General features: G+C 34.9%; 18 protein-coding genes and 1 pseudogene. 4 read left to right on the top strand and 15 right to left on the bottom strand.

Going from position 1 to position 23896, the window contains the following annotated elements; genetic code table 11:
* Positions 1-6: 6 nt before the first annotated feature.
* Positions 7-1449, bottom strand: a complete 1443-nt coding sequence (gene zwf / locus LKACC16343_RS05000; RefSeq protein WP_056954612.1) for a glucose-6-phosphate dehydrogenase — start codon at positions 1447-1449, stop codon at positions 7-9.
* A 238-nt stretch (positions 1450-1687) separates the two neighbouring features.
* Positions 1688-2596 (bottom strand): SDR family oxidoreductase, encoded by a 909-nt coding sequence (locus tag LKACC16343_RS04995; RefSeq protein ID WP_056954610.1) that lies wholly within the window; start codon positions 2594-2596, stop codon positions 1688-1690.
* Positions 2597-2737: 141 nt separating this feature from the next.
* Here LKACC16343_RS04995 and LKACC16343_RS04990 point away from each other — a divergent pair, with 141 nt between their 5' ends.
* Positions 2738-3238 carry a TetR/AcrR family transcriptional regulator gene (locus LKACC16343_RS04990; RefSeq protein WP_056954608.1) on the top strand — a complete coding sequence of 167 codons (501 nt, stop codon included), beginning with the start codon at positions 2738-2740 and terminating at the stop codon, positions 3236-3238.
* Positions 3239-3295: 57 nt separating this feature from the next.
* On the opposite strand, the gene yajC is transcribed toward LKACC16343_RS04990, so the two are convergent.
* From yajC to LKACC16343_RS04950, 8 genes are all read right to left on the bottom strand, one after another.
* Positions 3296-3790 (bottom strand): preprotein translocase subunit YajC, encoded by a 495-nt coding sequence (gene yajC, locus LKACC16343_RS04985; protein ID WP_056954606.1) that lies wholly within the window; start codon positions 3788-3790, stop codon positions 3296-3298.
* A gap of 96 nt (positions 3791-3886) precedes the next feature.
* Positions 3887-5029, bottom strand: a complete 1143-nt coding sequence (tgt, locus tag LKACC16343_RS04980; RefSeq protein WP_054642551.1) for a tRNA guanosine(34) transglycosylase Tgt — start codon at positions 5027-5029, stop codon at positions 3887-3889.
* A gap of 9 nt (positions 5030-5038) precedes the next feature.
* Complete coding sequence (queA, locus tag LKACC16343_RS04975) at positions 5039-6073, bottom strand: tRNA preQ1(34) S-adenosylmethionine ribosyltransferase-isomerase QueA (protein WP_025084634.1); 1035 nt, start codon at positions 6071-6073, stop codon at positions 5039-5041.
* A 66-nt stretch (positions 6074-6139) separates the two neighbouring features.
* On the bottom strand, positions 6140-7171 hold the full coding sequence (ruvB, locus tag LKACC16343_RS04970; RefSeq protein ID WP_087721265.1) for a Holliday junction branch migration DNA helicase RuvB: 1032 nt from the start codon (positions 7169-7171) through the stop codon (positions 6140-6142).
* 31 nt (positions 7172-7202) lie between these two features.
* On the bottom strand, positions 7203-7796 hold the full coding sequence (ruvA, locus tag LKACC16343_RS04965; protein ID WP_054642550.1) for a Holliday junction branch migration protein RuvA: 594 nt from the start codon (positions 7794-7796) through the stop codon (positions 7203-7205).
* 3 nt (positions 7797-7799) lie between these two features.
* Positions 7800-9764, bottom strand: coding sequence for a DNA mismatch repair endonuclease MutL (mutL, locus tag LKACC16343_RS04960; RefSeq protein ID WP_056954603.1), 1965 nt, complete (start codon positions 9762-9764; stop codon positions 7800-7802).
* 15 nt (positions 9765-9779) lie between these two features.
* Entirely contained in the window at positions 9780-12437 is a 2658-nt protein-coding gene (gene mutS / locus LKACC16343_RS04955; protein WP_056954601.1) for a DNA mismatch repair protein MutS, read from the bottom strand.
* 13 nt (positions 12438-12450) lie between these two features.
* On the bottom strand, positions 12451-13254 hold the full coding sequence (locus LKACC16343_RS04950; protein ID WP_056954599.1) for a TIGR00282 family metallophosphoesterase: 804 nt from the start codon (positions 13252-13254) through the stop codon (positions 12451-12453).
* A gap of 399 nt (positions 13255-13653) precedes the next feature.
* Between LKACC16343_RS04950 and LKACC16343_RS04945 the strand changes: the two are divergent.
* From LKACC16343_RS04945 to LKACC16343_RS04935, 3 genes and pseudogenes are all read left to right on the top strand, one after another.
* Positions 13654-14166, top strand: a pseudogene (locus LKACC16343_RS04945) (restriction endonuclease subunit S); the annotation flags it as partial.
* A gap of 87 nt (positions 14167-14253) precedes the next feature.
* A complete protein-coding gene (locus LKACC16343_RS04940) occupies positions 14254-14820 on the top strand; it encodes a restriction endonuclease subunit S (protein WP_256970554.1) in 567 nt (188 codons plus the stop codon).
* A gap of 89 nt (positions 14821-14909) precedes the next feature.
* Entirely contained in the window at positions 14910-15839 is a 930-nt protein-coding gene (locus LKACC16343_RS04935) for a site-specific integrase (RefSeq protein ID WP_056954595.1), read from the top strand.
* A gap of 171 nt (positions 15840-16010) precedes the next feature.
* On the opposite strand, the gene LKACC16343_RS04930 is transcribed toward LKACC16343_RS04935, so the two are convergent.
* The 5 genes from LKACC16343_RS04930 to LKACC16343_RS04910 form a co-directional block, all read right to left on the bottom strand.
* A complete protein-coding gene (locus tag LKACC16343_RS04930; RefSeq protein ID WP_056954593.1) occupies positions 16011-17195 on the bottom strand; it encodes a restriction endonuclease subunit S in 1185 nt (394 codons plus the stop codon).
* Positions 17188-18837: a type I restriction-modification system subunit M gene (locus tag LKACC16343_RS04925; protein ID WP_056954591.1), complete on the bottom strand. Its 1650-nt coding sequence runs from the start codon at positions 18835-18837 to the stop codon at positions 17188-17190. The genes LKACC16343_RS04930 and LKACC16343_RS04925 overlap by 8 nt, the downstream gene beginning before the upstream one ends.
* A gap of 8 nt (positions 18838-18845) precedes the next feature.
* Positions 18846-21920: a type I restriction endonuclease subunit R gene (locus LKACC16343_RS04920; RefSeq protein WP_056954691.1), complete on the bottom strand. Its 3075-nt coding sequence runs from the start codon at positions 21918-21920 to the stop codon at positions 18846-18848.
* 244 nt (positions 21921-22164) lie between these two features.
* The gene (locus LKACC16343_RS04915; protein WP_056954589.1) at positions 22165-22860 is read right to left on the bottom strand and encodes a DUF554 domain-containing protein; all 696 of its coding nucleotides are present in this window, start codon (positions 22858-22860) and stop codon (positions 22165-22167) included.
* Between the two features lie 69 nt (positions 22861-22929).
* On the bottom strand, positions 22930-23745 hold the full coding sequence (locus LKACC16343_RS04910) for a MerR family transcriptional regulator (RefSeq protein ID WP_056954587.1): 816 nt from the start codon (positions 23743-23745) through the stop codon (positions 22930-22932).
* Positions 23746-23896: the final 151 nt, after the last annotated feature.

Below are 23896 nucleotides of genomic sequence, written 5' to 3'. Positions count from 1 at the left end.
ACTCCTCTAGTCATCCCAAACCCATGAGTTGCCATTACGTTCCAATAATATTTCAGCTGCATCGGGACCCATTGAACCACTCAAGTAATTTGGAAAATCAGGTGTCTGTTCATCCCAACGATTTCTGATCGTATCAATGTACTTCCAAGTACTTCTCAATTCATCCCAAAGAGTGAAATGAACACGATTACCAGAAAGAATATCAATAATCAAACTCTCATAAGCCTCACGAGCTTTGTCGAATTCAGCTTCTTCTGGGAAGGAAATGAAGTCTTGACCTGACTCTTTATAATTAATTCCATTGATTAAAATACTATTACCATTAACTCTTTCAATCAATAAAGTAATGACAGTATTAGGTTTAATACCCACTTCATCAACTTTATCATTGAAAACAATATCGATTCTTGATGACTTTTCAGGCATACGCTTACCAGAACGAACATAGAATGGCACACCACTCCAACGTTCTGTATCGAATTGGATATTACCGGCAACAAAAGTTTCAATATTAGAATCCTCAGCTACGTTATCCTCTTGACGATAAGCCTTTTCCTCGCCTAATTGATCAGTATCATATTGGCCACGTACAAAGTCATCATCAACTCCTTCTGGAGTCAATTCTTTAAGACTGCTAAAGAGATCAGTCTTATTCTTGTGAATAATTTTAGCATCTGTAGCTTCAGGATCATCACTGGCAATAGCACCAATAATTTGCATAATATGGTTTTGCACCATATCACGTAGTACACCGGCTGTTTCGTAGTAACCACCACGATCTTCAACACCAAGGGATTCAGCAAGCGTGATTTGAATATTTGAAACATACTTATTATTCATTGCTGCTTCAAGCTTAGGGTTGTTAGCACGAATGTGAGGGATATCTTGAATCATTTCCTTACCTAAGTAATGATCGATACGATAAATATCATCTTCTGGAAAGGCTTTAGAAATATTACCATTTAATTCACAGGCAGAATCTAGATCACGACCAAATGGTTTCTCAATTACCAAACGGTTATAACCGTCCTCAGTCTTCAAGCCTTCTGAATTAATGTGTTCAGCAACTGTACCAAAGAATCTAGGAGCAATCGCCATGTAGTAAACACGATTATGACCAGCTTCAAATTGATCATCTAATTTAGCAGCCAAATTCTTCAAAGCAATATAATGCTCTGAATCATTAACATCATGTGATTGATAGAAGAAGTGTTTAGCAAACCCCTTCATGATATCCTCACTATCATCAAAGTAATCTTTCAAAGAGGTGATAACAGTTTCACGGAAATAATCATCACTCCATGGACGACGAGCAGTACCAATGACGGCAAAATGATCTTTTAAAATCCCCGATTTATAAAGACGGAACAAAGATGGATATAGTTTCCGATGTGCTAAATCACCAGAACCCCCAAAAATAATAAAAATTGCTGATTTTTCTGTAACCATTTTTAAACTCCTTTGAATGCATCATGTAGTTATATTTTACAACATGAATTATTAAACATCTTGATTTATGACTTATTATTTTTTAAATAATTTACTAGCTATGCCTTATCTAACAGCATTATTTATTTCACACTTTAAATAATAACCCCTAGAGTGTACTTTAACGCAAGCCATATGCTGTCCTATACGGAAAAATCCATTAATTCAAAATTAGAATTAATGGATTTCAACAATCTAACTATAGATTATGTTTTAAATCATTTAATAAATCAATATGTGTGGGACGCCAATCTAATTCTGATTGCGTCAATGTGCTTGAGGCAGGAATATCTAAACCAAACAAATTATTAACATCAAAGGCCTCTTCATTGGTTAAATTTGAAAAATTCAAAGCTGTCTTCGATTGCAATGGCAAATTCAACTTATCGGCAATTACTTCAGCAATCTTGATTGTTTTTATTTGTCCTTCCGCAACGGCATTGAAAACATGTAATGGATGATCATCTTTCAGCGTATAATCTAAAGCTTTAACAAACAGATTACTGGCATCTTCACGATGAATCGCATTCCAACGATTCTGACCATCACCAAAATAAGTCACTGATTCATTTTTTTGAGATTGCATAATCACTAACGAAATAATTCCATAACCACCATTACCGTGTACCGATGGGGCTAGTCGTACTACATTTGCATTGACACCCTCGTCTACTAATTGTCGTACTAGAAATTCAGAGCGACGAGGCATAACTTTTTCAACACCTTCAAAACCTTTATCATTTTCTGTCAAAATATGGTTAGGATCAAGTCCAGCAGTACCAGCAGTAACAATCAATGGTTTGTCAGTGCCTTTTAATACTTCTCCCATAGCCGTGATTGCTTCGGCGTCTATTCGACTGGCTTCATCAAAATGGGCAAAGTCATTAACGAATCCCAAATGCAAAATTGCATCAACTTTTTTAGCCATTTCTTTAAGAACTGATAAATTCTCCAAGGTACCCATAACTGGTATACCACCCATTTGTTTCAATTTGTCAGCACTACGTTGAGAACGAGTTAATCCCCAAACCTCAATCCCCTTAGTTACTAATTCCTGAATTACTAGTGAACCAATATTACCTGTTGCTCCTGTCATAAATACTTTCATTTATATGCTTCCTTTTAATTGTCTTTATTATTCTTGAGAACATGTTTATAATAACACCGTATAATAAATATATAATGTTCAATATATAGATATAGTCTTTATAATAGACAATGTAGAAAAATTGTCGAAAGGAGCGACATTTTGGCTAGTTTGCAGAATGAACGTACTAAAAAACTAATTTTTATGGGTTTTAAGGAATTGTTGAATAACAAGGCCTTTAGCAAAATTACTATTAATGAAATTGCCGAAGAAGCAATGATCCATCGTTCTACTTTTTATACTCATTTTGATGATAAATATGACTTATTGCGTCAATACTTAATCAGTCAACGAATCGATTCTAATTTTGATAATAATGAATTCTTCCGGCATCCGTTTACTACAATTGCCACCATCAACAAGCAAAATCTCTTACCAATTTTCAAATCTCAAAATAAAGATTCTGAATTTAGAACTGGTTTCTTCCAATTTGTCATGGACACAGTCATGTCAATCAATTCAGACAAAAGTGAACTAGATAAGTTCTTCTTTATCGGTCGAATCAAAGCCATCAATCTTTGGATTGACGAAACTCATCAACCATACAATCCATTTGAGGATTTTGAATACCTCGATAAGATATTCCAAACTGGCAAAGAATAGCAAAAAAAATAATCCACCGTTTAACGGTTTGGATTATTTTTTTAGTTAATTAAAGAATTATTTTGTTTCTTCTTTAGAATCAGCATCAGTATCAGCAGGTTTTGTATCTTCTACCTTTTCTGTTGCTTCTTTTGTTTCTGTTTCGACTGACTTAGTGTCATCTGAAACTTCTGCCTTAGTATCTTCTTTAGCAGCATCGTTCTTGTTTTCATTGTTGTCTTCTGCAGCCTTATCAGCAGCTGGCTTTGTAGCACCAGCAGCGACTGGAGTTGTACGACGAATGAAATTCAAATCAAATGTTAGATAAATTCCATCACAGTCAACAACGACTTCTTTGTTATCACGATCGATTGATGCAACAACACCCTTAATACCACCAAGTGTGACAACCTTGTCACCTTTTGACATTTCTTTAAGCATTTCTTGACGCTTTTGTTGTTGTTTCTTTTGTGGACGAATGGAGATAAAGTACATACCAACAAACATAATAACAACAAAGATCAAAAGACCCATTGAGCCACCAGCACCAGCGCCGGCACCTAACGTAAGCATATTCAAATTTTCCACCTCTTAATAATTTACATACTTATAGGTTACCAAAAATATAACCTTGTTTCCAGACTAGAAGACTTTTCTTATCAAAATCTTCTAAAATTTCTTAGCATCTTTTTTGTTAAAACCATATTCTTCAAAAACATGTTCTCTAAATTCAAGTAAATTATCATCCCTGATAGCTTGACGAACACCCTTCATCAAATTCAACAAGAAGTATAGATTATGGTAACTAGTCAAATGTGTACCGAATAATTCATTGGCATTGATCAAATGACGGATATAAGCACGTGTATAGTTACGACATACGTAACAATCACAGTTATCATCCAATGGTGTAAAGTCATGAGCATACTTAGAATTTTTAACAACTAAACGACCGTGACTAGTCATACATGTACCATTACGAGCAATTCTAGTTGGTAGAACACAGTCAAACATATCAATTCCACGGATAACACCGTCAATCAAGGAATCAGCTGTACCAACTCCCATTAGATATCTAGGTTTATTTTCAGGCAACATTGGTGTTGTAAAATCTAACACTCGATTCATTTCACCTTTTGATTCACCAACGGATAAACCACCAATTGAGTAACCTGGAAAATCCATGCTGACAAGATCACGAGCACTTTGTTTACGAAGATCTTCAAAGCCACCACCTTGAACAATCCCAAATAGAGCTTGCCAATCAGGATTACGGTGAGCTTGTAAACCACGTTCAGCCCAACGACTTGTTCTGGCAACTGACTTCTTAATATAATCGTAGCTTTCAAAGAATGGAGGACATTCATCCAAACTCATCATGATATCAGGACCTAAATAGTTCTCGATCTTGATAGCTTTTTCTGGTGAAAGGAATTCTTGACGTCCATTCAAATGATTTCTAAAGTGAACCCCTGCTTCAGTGATATCACGCATATTAGCTAGTGAGAAAACTTGGAAACCACCTGAATCAGTCAAAATACCCTTGTCCCAATTCATGAATTTGTGTAAGCCGCCAGCTTCTTGAACAATATCTTCTCCAGGACGTAACCATAAGTGATAAGTATTTGCCAAGATAATTGAAGCACCGATTTTTTCCAAATCCTCAGGTGCCATATTTTTAACAGAAGCTTCTGTTCCAACAGGCATAAACATTGGTGTTTCAAATGTTCCATGGGGTGTCTCTAACAATCCCAAACGAGCGCCAGTATGCTTTTCCTTCTTAATTAATGTGTACTTAATAGCCGATTCCATAACTTCCCTCTACTTAATGAACATTGCATCCCCAAAACTAAAGAAGCGATATTTCTCTTCTACAGCGTGTTGGTATGCGTTCAAAATATTTTCTCTTCCGGTAAATGCTGCAACTAACATAACTAAAGTTGATTTTGGCAAATGAAAGTTAGTGATAAATTCGTCAACAACTTTCCATTCGTAACCTGGTTTAATAAAAATATCAGTCCAGCCACTGTCAGCTTTGATTTCACCATTAAACTTAGTTCCAATTGTTTCCAAAGTTCTGATTGAAGTTGTTCCAGTTGCAACAATCTTGCCACCATTCTTCTTCACTTCATTCAATGTCTTAGCTGAATCTTCATCCAAACGATAGAACTCAGAATGCATTACATGCTTACTGATATCTGATTCAGTCACTGGTCTGAAAGTTCCTAAACCAACGTGCAAAGTGATATAAACCAGTTTAACACCTTTATCCTCAACCTTTTTCAACAAATCTTTTGTCCAGTGAAGTCCAGCTGTTGGAGCGGCAGCTGAACCATTTTCTTTGGCATAAACAGTTTGATAACGATCAGGATCGTCTAATTTTTCCTTGATATATGGAGGTAAAGGCATTTCACCTAATTGTTCTAGGATCTCCATAAAGATACCTTGATAGTGGAATTCAATGATCTTGCCACCATGTTCAAGGTCCTCAAGCACTTCTGCCTCAAGTTGTCCGTCACCGAATTCAACTTTTGTTCCTACTTTGGCACGTCGAGCAGGTTTCATTAAGACTTCCCACTTATCGCCTTCAATATTATTTAAAAGCAATACTTCTTCATGTCCATCAGTATCTTCTTTAGTACCATACAAACGTGCTGGTAAAACACGAGAATTGTTCATTACCAAAGCATCGCCAGGATTTAAATAATCAAGAATATCATAAAAATGCTTGTCTTGATATTCTCCCGTTTCATGATCCAAGACTAATAATCTTGACTGATCACGATTTTTAATTGGTGTTTGCGCAATAAGTTCTTCTGGCAAATCATAATCAAAATCTTCTGTTGTTAGTGTCATTGTAAAATCTCCTTTTAATCGTGGAATAATGTTTTTCTTGAGATACACCAAAACGAGTAAATCACTTTACTCGTTTTGTTCGGGATAAGGTAATCCCATGTGTTCATAACCTTTTCTCGTGACAACACGACCTTTAGCTGTACGCTTCAAGAATCCCATTTGCATTAGATATGGTTCATAAACTTCTTCAATTGTTTCTTGTTCTTCACCAATATTAGCGGCGATAACTTTCAAACCGACTGGACCACCATTGTAAAGTTCAATTATCATTGACAAAATTCGACGGTCAAGATGATCAAGTCCGGCATCATCAACTTGTAATTGGTTCAACGCTGATTCAGCCATATCGTAGTCAATCGTATCTTTATTGGCAACTTGAGCAAAATCACGTACTCGCTTCAACAAACGGTTGGCAATTCTAGGTGTCCCTCGAGATCGACGAGCAATTTCATGTGCTCCTTCTTCATCAACGTTAATGTTCAAAACACTAGCTGAACGAAAAACAATCTTGGACAATTCATCTATGGTATAGTACTCCATTCTTTCGACAATTCCAAACCGATCTCGCAAAGGAGCTGAAAGTTTTCCGGCAGCAGTCGTCGCACCAATTAATGTATAAGGAACTAATTGATGGTGTAGTGATCGTGATTCACTACCTTGACCAACGATAATATCAATGTAGAAATCTTCCATGGCCGAATAAAGCACTTCTTCAATAGCACGTGGCATACGATGAATTTCATCAATAAATAAGACATCGCCTGGTTCCAGTTCATCCAAAACAGCCACCAAATCACCAGATTTTTCAATCGAAGGACCTGTAGTTGTATGAATATTGACACCCATTTCATTAGCGATGATCATGGCCAATGTTGTTTTACCTAGCCCAGGAGGACCATATAGCAAAACATGATCTAGTGTCTGTTGACGTTGCTTAGCCGCCTTGATGTAGATATCTAATTCTTTCTTAGCTTTCTCTTGACCTAAGTATTGATCAAAAGTTTGCGGACGGAGTGTTTGTTCAATAACATCTTCATTGTTATCAAGTGAATCCGCATCTGTTAAACGTTCACTCTCATCATTCTCGTTATTTGTGATTTTTAACACTCCCTTCATTTCTAAAATTTATTTATTTGCTTAATAATTTAAGACCAGCACGCAAGTATTCGTCAGCACTCTTCAAGTGTTCTTTTTCAAGCGTTGATTTAACTTTACTAATTTCTTTAGGTGAATAGCCAAGTGATTCTAAAGCTGCCAAACCATCTTCCAATTCTTGGCTCAAACCACTACTGAATTCAACTGGAGCTTCACCAAGTGTCATCTGACCTTCAGCCGTGAATTTACCTGATAGATCCAAAATAATTTGTTGAGCAGTCTTTTTACCAATTTTAGGAAATTTGGTTAAGAATTTAACATCATCATTTTCAATCGCATGAATCAAACCTTGTAAGTCCTGTCCAGCCAAAATAGCTAGAGCACTCTTGGGTCCAATTCCAGAAACACTAATTAAATGTAGAAAAATATTCTTCTCGTTCAAATCATAAAATCCATATAATGACTGTTCATTGTCACGAACAATCTGTTCGACATAAACTCTAGCCTCTTGATTTTCTTCATAACGATAAGGATTTGCCACTTGGACTTTATATCCTACACCCTTAACATCCACAACAATATACGAAGGGGTAATTGCCGTAATTAAACCATTTAAATATTCAAACATAATTTATTCACTCTCTCTAGTATCATGTGGATCTTGAATTCTCTTGAACATTTTTTCCAAATCTTTATTACTGAATTCAACCAAAACTGGACGTCCATGGGGACAGTTATAAGGATTTTCGGCCTTAGTCAAATTGTGGAGCAATTGTACTGCCTCACGATCATCGATATGATGATTAGCTTTAATCGCACGTTTACAACTCATCATGATGGCATTCTTTTCACGGAAACTGGCAACACTGATTTTAGAATCATTTAACACATAGTCAACCATTTCTTTAATAGTTGATTCCTCTTGTCCAGGAACAAACCAGGTGGGATGGGTATTGACGACAAAACTATTTTGTCCAAAATCATCCAAATAAAGACCAATACTTTCCAAAACTGGTTTCTTCTCTCGAATCAAAATACTTTCTGAATTTGGATAATCCAAAACGATTGGAACCAACAATTTCTGTTGATCATTGGAGACTTTCCCAATTTCTTTACGATAGTATTCGTAGTTAACACGTTCTTGCGCCGCATGTTGATCTATCAAGTAAAAGCCATCTTCACTCTCAGCAACCAAATAAGTTCCATGAATTTGACCAATGTAACGTAAATCAGGAAAACCACTTTTTTCTTCCTGATTGATGGGTTCAGAATCTTTTGTATCAGCAGCTTGTGGCTCACTGTTTAAAACTTTTACCTTAGACTCAGTTTCTTTTTGTAAACGTTGATCCCATAACTTCAAATGATCAGGATCTTTAAAAATCGGCATCCCTGTCATTGGTGTTTCAAAGGTTTCACTTGTTTCCATTGGTTGAGGTTGCTCATTTGGCATTGGATTTTCTGGTTCAATAGTCTTCGTGGGTGTACTCAAAGGTTCACTGATCTTAGCGATTGTGGCAATATCACTGAAACTGATCTGTTCCGGCTTATAAGTATCAACCGTTTTAACCGGTTCTTTTCTGCCTAAATTTTTAACCGCATCAGGAATCAAATTCTGATCTGACAAACGTCGTTTAATTCCATCACTGATTAAATCACCAATATGACCTTCATTTGAAAGTCTAACTTCTTGTTTTGTCGGATGAACATTAATATCAACTAAACTTGGATCCATTTTGATATCAATCACCGCGACTGGAAATCTGGCTACCATCAATTTAGATCCATAGCCACGGATCACCGCATTAGTTAATTGGAAATTGCGAATATAACGTCCATTTAAAATTAGTGAAATGTACGAACGGTTAGATCGTGTCGTATCCGGTTTAGAAAAGAAGCCATGTATTTCATAATCTGGATCAGAATTTTCAAACTCCAACATATGACTGGCAATTGTCCGACCATAAATACCGGCTATTGTCTGTTGAAGATTATCATTGCCTGATGTCCAAACTAAATCTTTTCCTTCGTTAATTAATCTAAAGGAAATATCAGGATGTCCCATTGCTAAACGGTCAACAATATCGACAATTTTGTTCAACTCTGTATGCAGCGACTTCACATATTTCAAACGAGCCGGCGTATTGAAGAACATATCTTCAACTGTAATAGTTGTTCCCTTAGAACGGGCAAAAGTTTCCTTCTTAACCAATTCATTACCTGAATATTTAGCCCGAACAGCTGACTTGCCATCCATACTTGTTAAAACTGTTAATTTAGAAATAGAAGCAATACTAGCTAAAGCCTCACCACGAAATCCTAACGTCCTGATATTAAACAAATCACGATCATTAGAAATTTTACTAGTGGTATGAGGTAGAAAAGCTACTTCAACATCATCCGAAGAAATCCCTTTTCCATTGTCATTAACTTCTATTAATTTCAATCCAGCTTGCTGAATCGTAATCAGCACTTGAGTTGCTTGTGCATCGATGGAATTTTCCACCAGCTCTTTCACGACTGATGCGGGGCGTTCAATAACTTCCCCAGCCGCAATCTGGTTACTTAATTCAACTGGTAGTTCATGAATTATACCCACGTTTTCCACCTTCTTTTATTTAAGTTTCTTCTGCCATTTGTAGAGTAAATTGATAGCATCGATTGGTGTGACACTCATTAAATCTTGATTGTTCAGTTCCTTGAGAACTTGATTTTCTTTAGATGAAAACTTCTTAGTTGGTTTAGAAGTTTCTGGGAATAGCGACATTTGTGTGTCTTCTTCCACTTCTGGTTCAGATTTTGGTTCTGGTTTTGTTTCAGGGACAACCTCTGGTTCCGGTTGAACTTTTACAACTGGCTGAACATCTTCGTGAATACTATCGGATGTCGTTGTATGAACTGAAGTTTCTTCCAAACTACTCAAAATCTTATCAGCTCGAACCAATACATCGTCTGGTAATCCGGCTAATTTAGCAACGTGGATACCATATGACTTGTCGGCTGGACCAGGCAATACCTTATGAAGAAAGACTAAATCACCGTTTTCTTCTGAAGCATCAACGTGCACATTCTTTAAACCAGGCAACTGACTTTCTAGTTCAGTCAATTCATGATAGTGAGTTGAGAACAAAGTCATCGCTTTAACATGCTTATCGATGTACTCAATGATTGCTTGAGCTAAAGCCATTCCGTCATAAGTAGCCGTACCACGACCGATTTCATCAAAGATAATCAAACTATTCGGTGTAGCGTTTTTCAAAGCATCGTTAGCTTCACGCATTTCGACCATGAAGGTTGAATCACCAGAAATAAGATCATCGGCAGCACCAATTCTAGTAAAGATATGGTCAAAGATCGGCATCTGGGCAGAATCAGCCGGTACAAAACAGCCAATTTGAGCCATGATAACTGTTAAAGCCATCTGACGCATATAAGTACTTTTACCAGACATGTTAGGACCAGTAATCAAAAGTATATCCGTTTGGTCATCAAAGTTAACATTATTAGGAATGTAGCTATTGTTACTTAAAACTTTTTCCACAACCGGATGACGACCATTAGTAATATTCAATTCATGTTCACTAATAAATTCCGGTGCCACATAATGGTACTCTTCACTGACAACGGCAAAACTTTGCAAAACATCCAAACGTGACAAAATATTAGCTAGTGATTGAATTCGTCTGATCTGATCTTTAATCTTCTTTCTGATTTGATCAAATAAGTGATATTCCAAACTCTTAGATTTCTCTTCGGCTTCAAGAATAAGACTCTCTTTATCCTTTAGTTCAGGCGTAATATATCTTTCAGCGTTAACTAGAGTTTGTTTTCTTTGATAGCGGTCTTCAGGAATTTTGTCGATATTAGCACGACTGACTTCAATGTAATAACCGAAAACCTTGTTATAACCGATTTTTAGATTATTGATACCAGTTAATTCTTGTTCCTTAGCCTTCAAAGTAGCTAACCACTGCTTACCATTTTTCGAGGCATCTAGATACTTATCGAGTTGGTCATTGTAACCTTCTTTAATCAAGCCACCGCCAGTAATGGATATCGGAGCTTCCTCCACAATAGCTTTGTCGATCAGTTCACGAATATCAGCCACTTCATCAATTTTTTCCACATAGGTTGTCAATTCATCATCGCCAATGTCCAAAAGAATCGATTTTATCTCGGGGACTTGTTCAAGCGAAGTTTTCAATTGAATCAAATCACGACCATTAACGGTTCCATAAGCTACTCGACCGGCTAGTCGTTCCAAATCATAAACTTTTGTCAAATAGTCTTGGAAGGATGATCTTTGAAAATAATTATCCATGAAGACTTGAACGAAGTGCTGACGTTCTTTCAACTTCTCAACACTGATCAAAGGACGAGCTAACCATTGTTTTAACAAACGACTACCCATAGCGGTTTTAGTTTCATCCAACAACCATAAAAGTGTTCCGGATTTCTTATTAGTCCGGATATTTTTGAACAACTCTAGGTTACTTTGAGCTGAATGATCCATTAATAAATATGAAGAAGTTTCATATGATTGAGCAGCCTTCAAATGATCCAGTGAACGCATCTGTGTCTTGATCAGATAACTTATCAACAGCTTAACGGTGGATACTTCTAAATCTGAACTGATTTGTGAGAAATCAAAACTGTAATTATCATCCAGTTCATCCAATTTAGAAATCAAAATGCCGTATTTACGTAATTGATCGAGATATTTTTGTGGGAAACTGCCGGAAACAACGGTTTCTTTAGTATCCAAATTTTGCAATTCATTTGTTAAATCTAATTGGCTAGTAACCGATGTAACTTTTACTTCACCGGTGGATAAGTCCGCATAAGCTAAACCAAAAACATCTTTATTAGCTGTAATGGCTGTGATGTAATTGTTCTCTTTCGCTTGGTCTGATTTATCCATGATAGTACCGGGTGTAACTACTCGTGTAACACCACGTTTGACCATCTTACCTTGTGCGTCAGCGGGATTTTCCAGTTGATCACAGACAGCAACTTTGTAACCTTTATCCACAAGTGTATCGATGTAGCCTTCAATTGCATGATGAGGAACTCCACACATTGGGATACCTTCATCAGCTTTTTTATTACGGGATGTCAAAGTTAATTCTAGAATCTGCGAACCTTTAACGGCATCGTCGTAGAACATTTCATAAAAATCACCAACACGATATAACAAAAAAGCATCTGGATATTGTTTCTTATACTCCAGATATTGCTCCATCATTGGTGTTTCTTTAGTTTTTTGAGGCATGAATTCCCCTCCATTAATTCAAGAAAGATTGATTATTTGGTGTAATGACATAGTTCTTGATACTACGTGCATTATTTGTTTGATCATTAATTTCAATAACTGCGAAGCCAATTTGCATGCGACCATCTTCATCGACATCAAATTTGTTAGGTCTTTGCGTTAGGAAACGATTGATGATTGGTTCCTTTTTGTCACCAAGAATACCATCATATGAACCGGTCATCCCGACATCAGTTAAGTAAGCTGTTTGCTTGTTGATAACCTGTGCATCGTTTGTTTGAACGTGAGTGTGTGTACCACAGACAGCTGAGACACGACCAGTCACGTAATTACCAAAGGCAATTTTTTCACTAGTTGTTTCAGCGTGGAAGTCGACAAACTTAACTGCATCTTTATCTAAAGTCTTGAGCAACTTATCAGCTTCAAGGAATGGATTATCGATTGGTTGCATCAAAGCAGTTCCCATCATATTGATAACATAGACCTTTTTAGTATTTACATTAATTTCTAGATAACCACGTCCAGGAACATGATCACCAGGAAAGTTATATGGACGGAGAATATTTTTCTTCGGATCATCGATGAAGTCAAGGATCTCACGCTTATCCCAAGTATGATTTCCCCCCGTTACGACATCAGCACCGGCACGAGTGATTTTTTGATAATCAGGCTCTTTAGTACCCTTGCCACCAGCAGCATTCTCACCATTAACGATTGTTAATTGTGGTTTAACCTTCTTCTTGATCTCAGGTAGATATGTTTCTATAGCTTTAATGCCGACAGAACCTACGACATCGCCAACGAAAAGTATTTTCATTATATTTTTATCCCCAATCTTTACCTATGATATTGTATCAATTTTAGAGGAATTTAAAAAGACCAGACGAACGTCTGGTCGTATATTTTAACACTTAAGAACTTCCTTTTAAATCAAATCGTATTTCCTGCTATATTGTCAGGTTGGACCAGTCCTATTCTATTTTGGAACTCTTCTTTCCCCAATATTCTAAATTATTAAGTAAATCTGATATACACCGCTAAAAAAGATTTAAGATCATTACTATCTTGTCCGATTTACTTCCCAACTACTAATTATTTGAAATAAATTTCATTGTTTTAAATATAATGATCTTCATTATTAGCGGGGGGGTTCTTTCATAAAAAAACAATCAATTTTATAAATTTCTATATTTTTTTATAGGCTGAAACTTGGGAACTTCGTAAGTTGTCGGATCTGGCGAATATGAATGCCAGAATCGGTTGGCAAAATCTTAGAACATCAGAATTTCTCGATAACGGCAACTATATGTTAATAACGGGAACAGACTTTAAAGATGGTGAAATTGACTATTCAAATATTCATTATGTGAAAAAAAATCGCTTTGACCAAGATAAAAAAATTCAGATTTCAAATGGCAGTATTTTGATTACAAAAGATGGGACACTTGGTAAAGTTGCTTACGTTGCAGAGTTACCAATGCCTGCCACGCTAAATGCTGGTGTTTTCAATGTAAGAATTAAAAATGAAAATGAAGTTGATGACAAATATCTTTTTCATTATTTAAAAGCACCTTTCTTATTAAAATTTTCAAGTGGACAATCAACCGGAGGAACAATTAAACATTTAAATCAAAATGTTTTGGTTAAATTTCCAGTACCATTACCCGCTCTAGCGGAACAAAATAAGATTGCAAAGTTTTTGACTAATTTTGATAAGCTCATAACTCTACAACAACGTCAGTTAGACCTATATAAGAAACTCGAGAAGGGATTATTGCAGAAACTATTCCCTAAAGAAGGGGAAAAGGTACCTGAAGTGAGATTTGCTGAATTTCATGACGATTGGGAACGGTATAAGCTGGGAGATTTCGGAAATGTGTCTATGAACAAAAGGATTTTTAAAGATCAAACTTTGGATAAAGGAATTCCCTTTTATAAAATTGGTACTTTTGGTAGTAAACCTGATTCATATATTTCTCCAAAATTATTTGCAGAATATAAAAAAAGATATCCATATCCCCAGAAGGGTGATATTTTGATTTCAGCATCAGGTAGTATTGGAAGAGCCATTGAATATACTGGCAAAGATGAATATTTTCAAGATAGCAATATAGTTTGGTTAAATCATTCCGCAAATTTAGAAAATCTTTTCTTAAAGCAATTCTATAAAATCGTAAATTGGAATGGGGTTGAAGGTAGCACAATAAAGCGATTATATAATAAAACAATATTAAATACAGAGATTATTTTACCGACTACTAAGGAACAACTAAAAGTAGGAAATTTCTTTGATAAATTAGATAAAAATGTTGTCTTACGACAGAATAAAATCAAGAATTTAGAGATATTAAAAAAATATCTACTACAAAAATTATTTATTTAACAAAATTGAATGCTAGAAATTTAAACTTCTGGATAATAAATACTGGTATCTAAATTTTATATCATATAAATTATTCGGAGGTTTTTTCTATGCCCAGAACTAAATCATCACAATTATTTTATAAGTATTATGAAGAATGGATTGAGCTGTACAAAGTTAACGCCATTAGATCAGTAACTTTAGATAAATACTATATGTGTTTAAGGTGGATTACTAAATTGGCTCCAGAATTAAAATTAAGTGATTTGAATCGCCGAACTTATCAGAAATTAATCAATGATTACGCCTTGGAACATGAGAAACAAACAACTCAGGATTTCCACCATCAAGTAAAAAGTGCAATTATAGATGCCTTAGATGAAGGATTGATCAAACAAAATCCTACTCGGAAAATTGTTATTAAGGGTAAAAAGCCAGGTAATAAAAAACCGAAATTTTTAAATCAATATGAGTTACAACAACTAATTAGACAACTTGATTTAGGAACGGAATTGAATTGGGATTGGTATATTTTACTAGTGGCTAAAACTGGATTGAGATTTGCGGAAGCTTTGGCGATTATTCCGAATGATTTTGACTTTACCAAGCAATTATTAAGTGTCAGCAAAACTTGGAATTATCGGGCAACAAAAGGTGGATTTCAACCAACAAAAAATTTTTCATCAATTAGAAAGGTTCAACTTGATTGGCAAATTGCTATGCAATTCTCACAACTGGTGAAAAATTTACCCGAAGATGAACCAATCTTTGTTAAACGCCGTGTTTTTAATTCGACCGTAAACAATCGTCTGGCTGTTCTATGTAAACACGCCCAAGTCCCTGTCATAACTGTTCATGGACTCAGACATACTCACGCTTCAATTCTCTTATTTGCAAGTGTTTCAATTGCTAGTGTTGCGAGAAGACTTGGACACTCTAATATGACCACCACACAGGATACTTATCTTCATATTATTCAGGAATTAGAAACACAAGATGGCGAAAAAATAATGCGGCAAATGACTCAATTAATGCAGTAATGAGATTGAATATCAGAAAGTTTGTATCAATGTCTTTTTATTCTTCTTTTTTGTGGACAAAAATTTATGGGCAAAAAAAGACTTCAGTGAATTTTTTTAAGTCCACATCGAAGCTTTTTTAGTTATTTTAGTTATTAGTTAAAGGGCTGTTGTGTCACAGTCCTTTTTTTGTTAGATAAATATATTTTGTAGAAGATATTTTTTTAAAAGTTTTAGTTCTTCTAATTTATCTTGTTGTAGTGTTATAAAATGATCAAGATTTTGCAATAAAGTACCAATCTCCTTTTGCTCTTCTTTAGCTGGCATCATAATTTTTATTTTCATCATGCTGTCAGCATTAAGTTTTGCACGCCCTCCGCCAACTATAAATGGTTCAATATTTATGCATTTTAATACATTCATTAAAAACTTGTTATCTGATATTTTGCTTTTAGATTGTAAAACATGTACATGATTATTAATCCACGCCTTCCCATTAAGATATTGTATGGGATAATTTTTTAAATCGTTGGCACCATCTTCAGCAACTAAAATAAATTCTCCATCATGTGTATATCCTTTAACGTGGTCCTGAATCCCGTTAGCTCCATAATAAGGAGTATCTCCTCGGATACGATCAGATGCCGTAATAGGTATTCTTAAATTATCATAACGGTTAGATACTTCTTTCAACTTATGCTGTTCCCAATCGTCATGAAATTCAGCAAATCTCACTTCAGGTACCTTTTCCCCTTCTTTAGGGAATAGTTTCTGCAATAATCCCTTCTTGAGTTTCTTATATAGGTCTAACTGCCGTTGTTGTAGAGTAAAAGCAATATCAATTGAATTAAGTATATTTTTTATTAACAACTGTTCATTACTATTCTTAGAATACTTTATACTTATATTTTTAATATCTCCTAAATATATTCCCGGTTGGGCGGATACGACTTGATTTATTTTTAATTTTTTTTGGAAATGTGGTGCCATAATTAAAAATCTTAAAAATTCGGAATCTATATCTTTTGTTCTAAGGTATGCAACACTTCTTTGAAAGGTTATATGTGTATCTCCATTATATATAGCGGTTTGACCAATCGATCCAACAATTGTTAATAGTATATCTCCCTTTTTTAATCTAAATGATTTATGAATGGATTCAAAATCAGAAATCGATATATGCCTCTCATTATTACTAATGTTAATTTTTCCATTTTTTATATTTTTTGCACTTAATAAAAGTGGACCATCTACAAAGTCTTTATGTGTACCATGAGTACCATCCTTTAACAAAATAAGATGGGACCCAATGTTATCCTGTTCCCAATCGTCAGTAAACCCTTTAAATCGAACCTCAGGCACCATTTTCTTATCCATGATTATTCACCTCGTCACTCAACATAGTGATAAAATCATCAAGATCATTCTGAGTCTTTTCATCAGAAGAAGTGAGTTCTTTCATCATTGAAAGCAACTCATTTTTATTTTCCATAATTTTTTTGTTATTTTCTCGAATTTCTTTAGTAACTTCACCCAAGTCAATTTCCGGTTCAGGCTCAAAAGTATCAACATAACGTGGAATGTTTAAATTGAACTCATTTTCTTCAATCTCACTCATTGGAGCAATATGAGCATATTTATCAACATCTTTACGTTCTTTGTATGTGTTAATAATTTTGTTAATATCATCATCACGAAGAATATTTTGATTTTTACCCTTTTCAAAATTATTACTTGCATCAATAAACATTACATCTTTATTAGTCTTATTCTTTTTCAAGACCATCACTAATGTTGGAATCCCAGTTGAATAGAACAATCCGGCTGGCAATCCAATCACAGCATCAATTTGGTTCTTGTTTAGCAATGCCTTACGAATTTTTTCTTCTTTAGCCCCACGGAACAAAACACCATGTGGCAAAACTATTGCCATAGTACCTTCATTACTTAAATGATATAACCCATGAAGCAAGAAGGCATAATCCGCTTTAGTCTTTGGTGCTAAACCGCCATATTCTTTAAAACGTGGATCTTTCATTTTATTATCTTCATTATTCCAATGAGCTGAATATGGAGGATTTGCTACAACCATATCGAAACTACGAGGATGATCAATGCCACTAGAATCAACGCCATCAGGCCAATCGCTCTCCAAAGTATCGGCATTACGTAAATCCATATTCATATATGAAACATCATGCATCATCAAATTCATACGAGCCAGGTTATAGGTAGTTGTATTCAATTCTTGCCCGTAATAGAACAAACTGCGATTTTTAATCTGTTCTTGAACAGTTAGTAGCAACGAACCAGAACCACAAGCAAAATCATAAACACTTGGTTTATCTTCTTTTGGATTTAGGTCGATAGTCACTAACTTAGCTAGAATTTCTGAAACTTGATGAGGTGTGTAGAATTCTCCAGCTTTTTTACCAGAATTACCAGCAAATTGGGCAATTAAATATTCATAAATGTCACCTAGAATATCATGTCCATCATCATCTTTGTATTGGACTTCATCAACCAGATTAACGATTTCAACTAAAGCTTTTGCTCTGGCTGCAGTCGTTTGTCCTAATCGTGAATTACCCAAATTCATATCCGCAAATACGCCATGAAAATCTTGTTTAGCATTTTTATTCAAATCAACATTGTGATTAAAGCTATCCAACATATCTTGAAAATCAGATGGTGCAATTGAATTATCATTTACCTTATCTACAATCGTTTGCCATGTATATTGAGGAGCAATGGCGTAACCTAATGAATCAGCCAGTTCTTCTAGATAGTCATTTAAATCATCACCACTAGCTTGCTCAATATAAGCATCATTAACACTTTGTCCTTCTTCAACATCAATTAAATCATTTTGTACCATTCGTTGTTCTTGATGTTCTGACAAATAACGATAAAACATAAATCCTAAAATATAATTACGATATTCACTGGCATCCATATTACTTCGCAAGCGGTTTGCCATTTCCCAAATTTGACCAGTTATTTCTTGTGCTTTACTCATAATTTCTCCTAATATTTATCAACCATTTGATCTGCAAACTTCTTAAAACTTCTTCTCAAATGAGTACGGTATTTAATTTTTGATAATTTCTTAACTTCTTCAGATTCAGCATCCATTCGATAAACAACACAGGCTTCCTTAACTATTTCGTCTAAAGCTCCATCAATATTTAAATCATCAGCATCTTTTACATGATCTGATACTAACTTATTAATATCTTGAGATGCTTCAATGTCAGTTAATCCCCAATTTTTTTTATAATCGAAAATATCATTCCGCAAACGCATGTCATTATGGCCTGAAACTAAATTTTTAACTTCATTCTGTTTTACAGGGTATGTGTCAGAATACTTAACTTTGCCATTCAAAATATCATCAGTAAATTGATTAATCTGTTCAGCATACTTACGATTATCAACTTTATCGGAAATTGATTTAATTTCTTTAGCTGTTTTATTAGCATTTTCTAAATCATCATCATGATACTGATTCATCAAGTTAGCAATTAACTCCTCCAAGTAATCATAATTTACCCGAATGGCTTTAACATGTTCCATTTGGAGATCAATTTGTGACACATCAACGTGATGAATCCTAGCAACTTCTTTTTTCAGCTTATTGCTTAAAGTTGTCGTTAATACCTCTTCAGTGTCTACATCCATTCCTAATTCATGCAAAAGTGTATCAGGATTTTTGTCATCATATTTATCGTCTTGTTTAGCCATAGCCATCAAATGATTATATTTACGTAGGGCCGAATACATCTCTTCAATATGGTTGTCATCTTGAGGAATTCCTGTAAAACCATCAGAAAAATTATTCAATTGTTTAGTAACTTTTTTTAATTCTGATTTAACTTTTTCATAAGGTTTGGCAATCACACCTATCTCACCTGGAAATTCCAATTGAATATTGGCCGAATCTCGATTTGCATATATTGCTAGAGCTTCTTTCATTAACTTCTCGGTTTGATGTGGCCAACGATAATTAACGATTCGACCAAATGGCTTTGTCTGCATATCATAAACACGATTAGTTCTTGAGTAAGCTTGAATCAATGCAGAACCATGCAAAGTACGGTCAACATACAACGTATTCATTTGTGGAGCATTGAAACCAGTTAGTAATTGATCAACAACGATTACAATATCAAAATACTTACCGTCATCAATTGTTCGATTTAGTCTAGAAACCACTTGAGCGGTGTAATCTTTAACATCTTGATCTCCAAAACTTGTACCGAATTCTTTGTTGTAATCAGTCATTGCCTCTCGCAAATCTTTATTATTATCTAATTGATTGTCACTATTTGATGTAGTTTGGCTGAAAGTAATTCCTACTTTCAAACCAGAATCACGTTTTTTAAATTCGCGATAATACATCATTGCCATAGGTGTTGAAGCCTTACCACCGCCAACATGGGTTGTTAATATAGCATTATACTTACCTTGTCTTGATCGTTTACTCCAATTCTTGATAATGTCATCAACAACTAACTTAATATGTTTAGGATTATTATCATAAACCGATGGCTCAACAGTATCATCCATATCTGCATCAGTCATATTGTCGATACGCATTTCAATATCTTCATCTGAAATTCCCGGATAACGTCCCTTAAAATATTCAGGCAAATACTGGTCACGCAAAACTGAATCCGACAGAGTTGTTTCAAAATCAACTTTAAACCCTAAAACATTTCCATCGGCAATAGCATCCCTAATTGTATAAGCATGAATTAAATCACCAAAAACCTCTTGAGTTGTTGGATGTTCATCAAAAACTGGTGTCCCTGTATAACCAACCCAAGCCGATCTTGGGAATCCATCTTTAATCCGTTTCAGCATATCTCCTGAAGTTGAACGATGAGCCTCATCAACGATGAAAACAATATTTTTATCAATAGGTTTGAAGTTGCTACTTTGAACCATCGAATCCATTTTTTGAGTAGAAGTAACGATGATTCCGTTACCCTTTTTGGATAGTTTCTTAGATAAAATCCAACGATTAGCTGTATCAGTTACAACTCCTCCGTTACTTTCATCAGTATTTTCTGGATCATAAGCTTTATATTCATCAACAGTTTGATTAGTTAAGGCAATCCTATCAACTAAGAAAACGACCTTATCAACATTTGGTAAACGTGAGGCTAACCAAGCAGCTTTGAACGAACTAATTGTTTTACCCGAACCAGTCGTATGCCAAACATAACCTATTCCTTGTTTACCAATACTGAAATCATGTTCACGTATTTTTCTAATAACCCGTTGTGTAGCATAAACTTGATATGGTCTCATGGCCTTAATCATTTGATGTTTTGGTGTTCCATCCAAAATCATATAGTTAGTAGCCATTTGGTGTGCCATTGGAATTGACAACATATAATTGGAAAATTCTTTCCAATCAAAGACCGGCTTATTATCATCAGCTTTTTGCCAGCGAAAAGCAAAATCAGTATTAAATTTGTCTGTAGTAGTATTTGCCATATATCTACTATCATGCGGTGTAATGGCAACCAATATTTGTAAAGTTGAAAAGATATCTGTATATTGACGTTCATCAATATATTGATGCATCTGATTTAAGGCCTCTTTAGCATCGTGTCCATCGGCCTTTTCTTCAATCTGCAAAATTGGCAGCCCATTGATTAACAGAGTTGTATCAAAACGTCGATTTTTTCGACCAGGAATAACTGCTGGTCGTTCAATTTGATTAACTATCTGATAAATCGTATCCCCAGCACCAATATTATCTTGATCAAATATTCTAAGATATACGTGTTTACCATTGTCCAAATCCACTTCAACTTGAGAGATTCCATTCATACCATACAAAAATTGTCCGGCTTGATATGGAGTTTCTAATTGACCAATAATGACTTTTATTTGTTGAAATTCTGACCTAGTCAATGGCGCATCCAAACGATCCTGATTATGTTGTTCAACGATCCTTTTGAAATTAGCCCACAAATCGTCAGTTGTTTTAATATTAGGAAGATAACTCCATTGCTTTGTTCCACCCAAATCAACCAAATGGTTGATTAACTCATCTTCAAAATCTAACTCATTAGTTTTTATCACAATTTGTTTCCCCCTAAACAAATGTAAAGATTTAGTTGCGATTGTAAATTTTTTACATATTTGACTTTATCTTATCAAAAATAAACCCCTAAATTACGAAATAACTAATTAAAATTTAATTCATTTTTGAGATTTTTAAAATAATAGCGTATTCAAAAAAGCCAGACATCTTGCCTGACTTTTTCCATATTGGTTAATATTCAAATAAACATTCGAAAAGAAAAATTTATCATGAGCATTCTTTATTCTAAAACAACTGCATAACAGCTATCACAATAATAGGCACCAACAAAGAAGGTAAAAGATTCAAAACTTTAATCTTCTTAATATTCAACAATCCCAATCCGGAAGCCAAAATCAAAATACCACCCACAATTGTTAATTCCGTAATCATGTTGTTATTGATCGAATTTTGTAACAACATGGCTATCAAATAAATACTTCCTTGCCAACACAGAACGGCCACGGCTGCTAAAGCCATCCCTATTCCAAAGGTTGACGCTAACACAATTGAAGTTATTCCATCTAACATTCCGTTTGTAAACAAGAACGTATAATCCTTATTCAAAGCTGCCTGAATTGGTCCCAAAATTGATAATGATCCAATGCAGTACAACAGGATACCAGTGGCTAATCCTTCGGCCAAATTACTGTCACCATTGGGATTAGGTTTGGAAAATTTATCCACAAGATGATTAAAATGTCCCTCTAAATCTAACCATTCTCCCAATAATCCTCCGACAGCTAAACTAACAATGAACAAAACTGGATAATGGCTTTTGGGCATATGTTGTATCACAGCATTGATACCAACCATCATTGCCACTAATCCTAGTGCTTGCGTAAGGATCTCATTATATTCTGGCTTGATTCCCTTCTTAAAATAACTACCGACAAAACTCCCTATCAAAATCATGCCGACATTAAAAATTGTTCCAATCATAAGATCCCCCCTAGTTAAGATATTAATTTCAAATTATAAACTCTCTAGTCGCTGGAGGGTCAACTCATTTTAAATTTCTTTAACAGGAATTCTAATTTCTGTAACGTACTTAGACAGATCATTAGTTATTCCATAATCAATCAAGGCTGTTTCTACAGCATCCCCTACAATTTTATAACGGTGCTTCTGGCAGTAATCTAGCAACTTTTGATACTGAGCAGCAGACGTTTCGTGCGTACCGTTAAACCTTAAGCGTAAGTACTGCCCTGACATTAATTCACCAGTTGCCGCCTTATCGTCCCCCGGTTCAAGTATCAACAATAAACCACCATAATTTTCAAAACGATTCTGTTCTAATTCTGACTTTGATAACATTAGAGCAATCTTACCTAAGAAGATACTTTTATCAACACCAAATTTTTGTCTCAAAGTAGTGATTGGCAACTCAATATCCTCTTTGGCATGATAATTTTCACTTAAAAAAATGACCGGAATTGATGGTAAATTGACTAGCTCAACCACATTTAAATTACTTTGAATTGCATCATTTACTTGAAGAATTCGATCATCAATTCGCTGTTCTATACTTTGTAAAGCAGTTATTTGTTGATGTACTTGTGACTTTTGTTCTCGTAGCATTTTCTCCAACAATGAGGTATCACGGGCTTCAAAAAAATTTCTAATCGACTCAATCGACAATCCCAACGCACGCAAATAAGTAATCACGTTCAATCTTTCAAACTGTTCTGTCGAGTAATAACGATAATGCGTTTTCCGATTTATCCTGGCTGGCTTCAATAACCCCACTTCATCGTAATACCGAAGTGTGGTTATTTTTATTCTAAATATCTTTGATAATTGCCCAATAGTAAATAAAGGATTCAATTTTATACCCCGTTTAATAATTTGTGAAGTTTAATTCAATCTCGAACAAAATAATAATTAATAATTGAATCAGATTGTTTTTTATTAAATCATATAATGATAATGATAGAAAATACAATCACTTATTATTGTATCTTTAGGGGAGGATATG

It is taken from the genome of Companilactobacillus bobalius (assembly GCF_002179915.1).
GTDB classification, from domain to species: Bacteria; Bacillota; Bacilli; order Lactobacillales; family Lactobacillaceae; genus Companilactobacillus; species Companilactobacillus bobalius.
The sequence above is the reverse complement of the archived record's forward strand: the minus strand, read 5'-3'. Positions and strand labels throughout refer to the sequence as shown.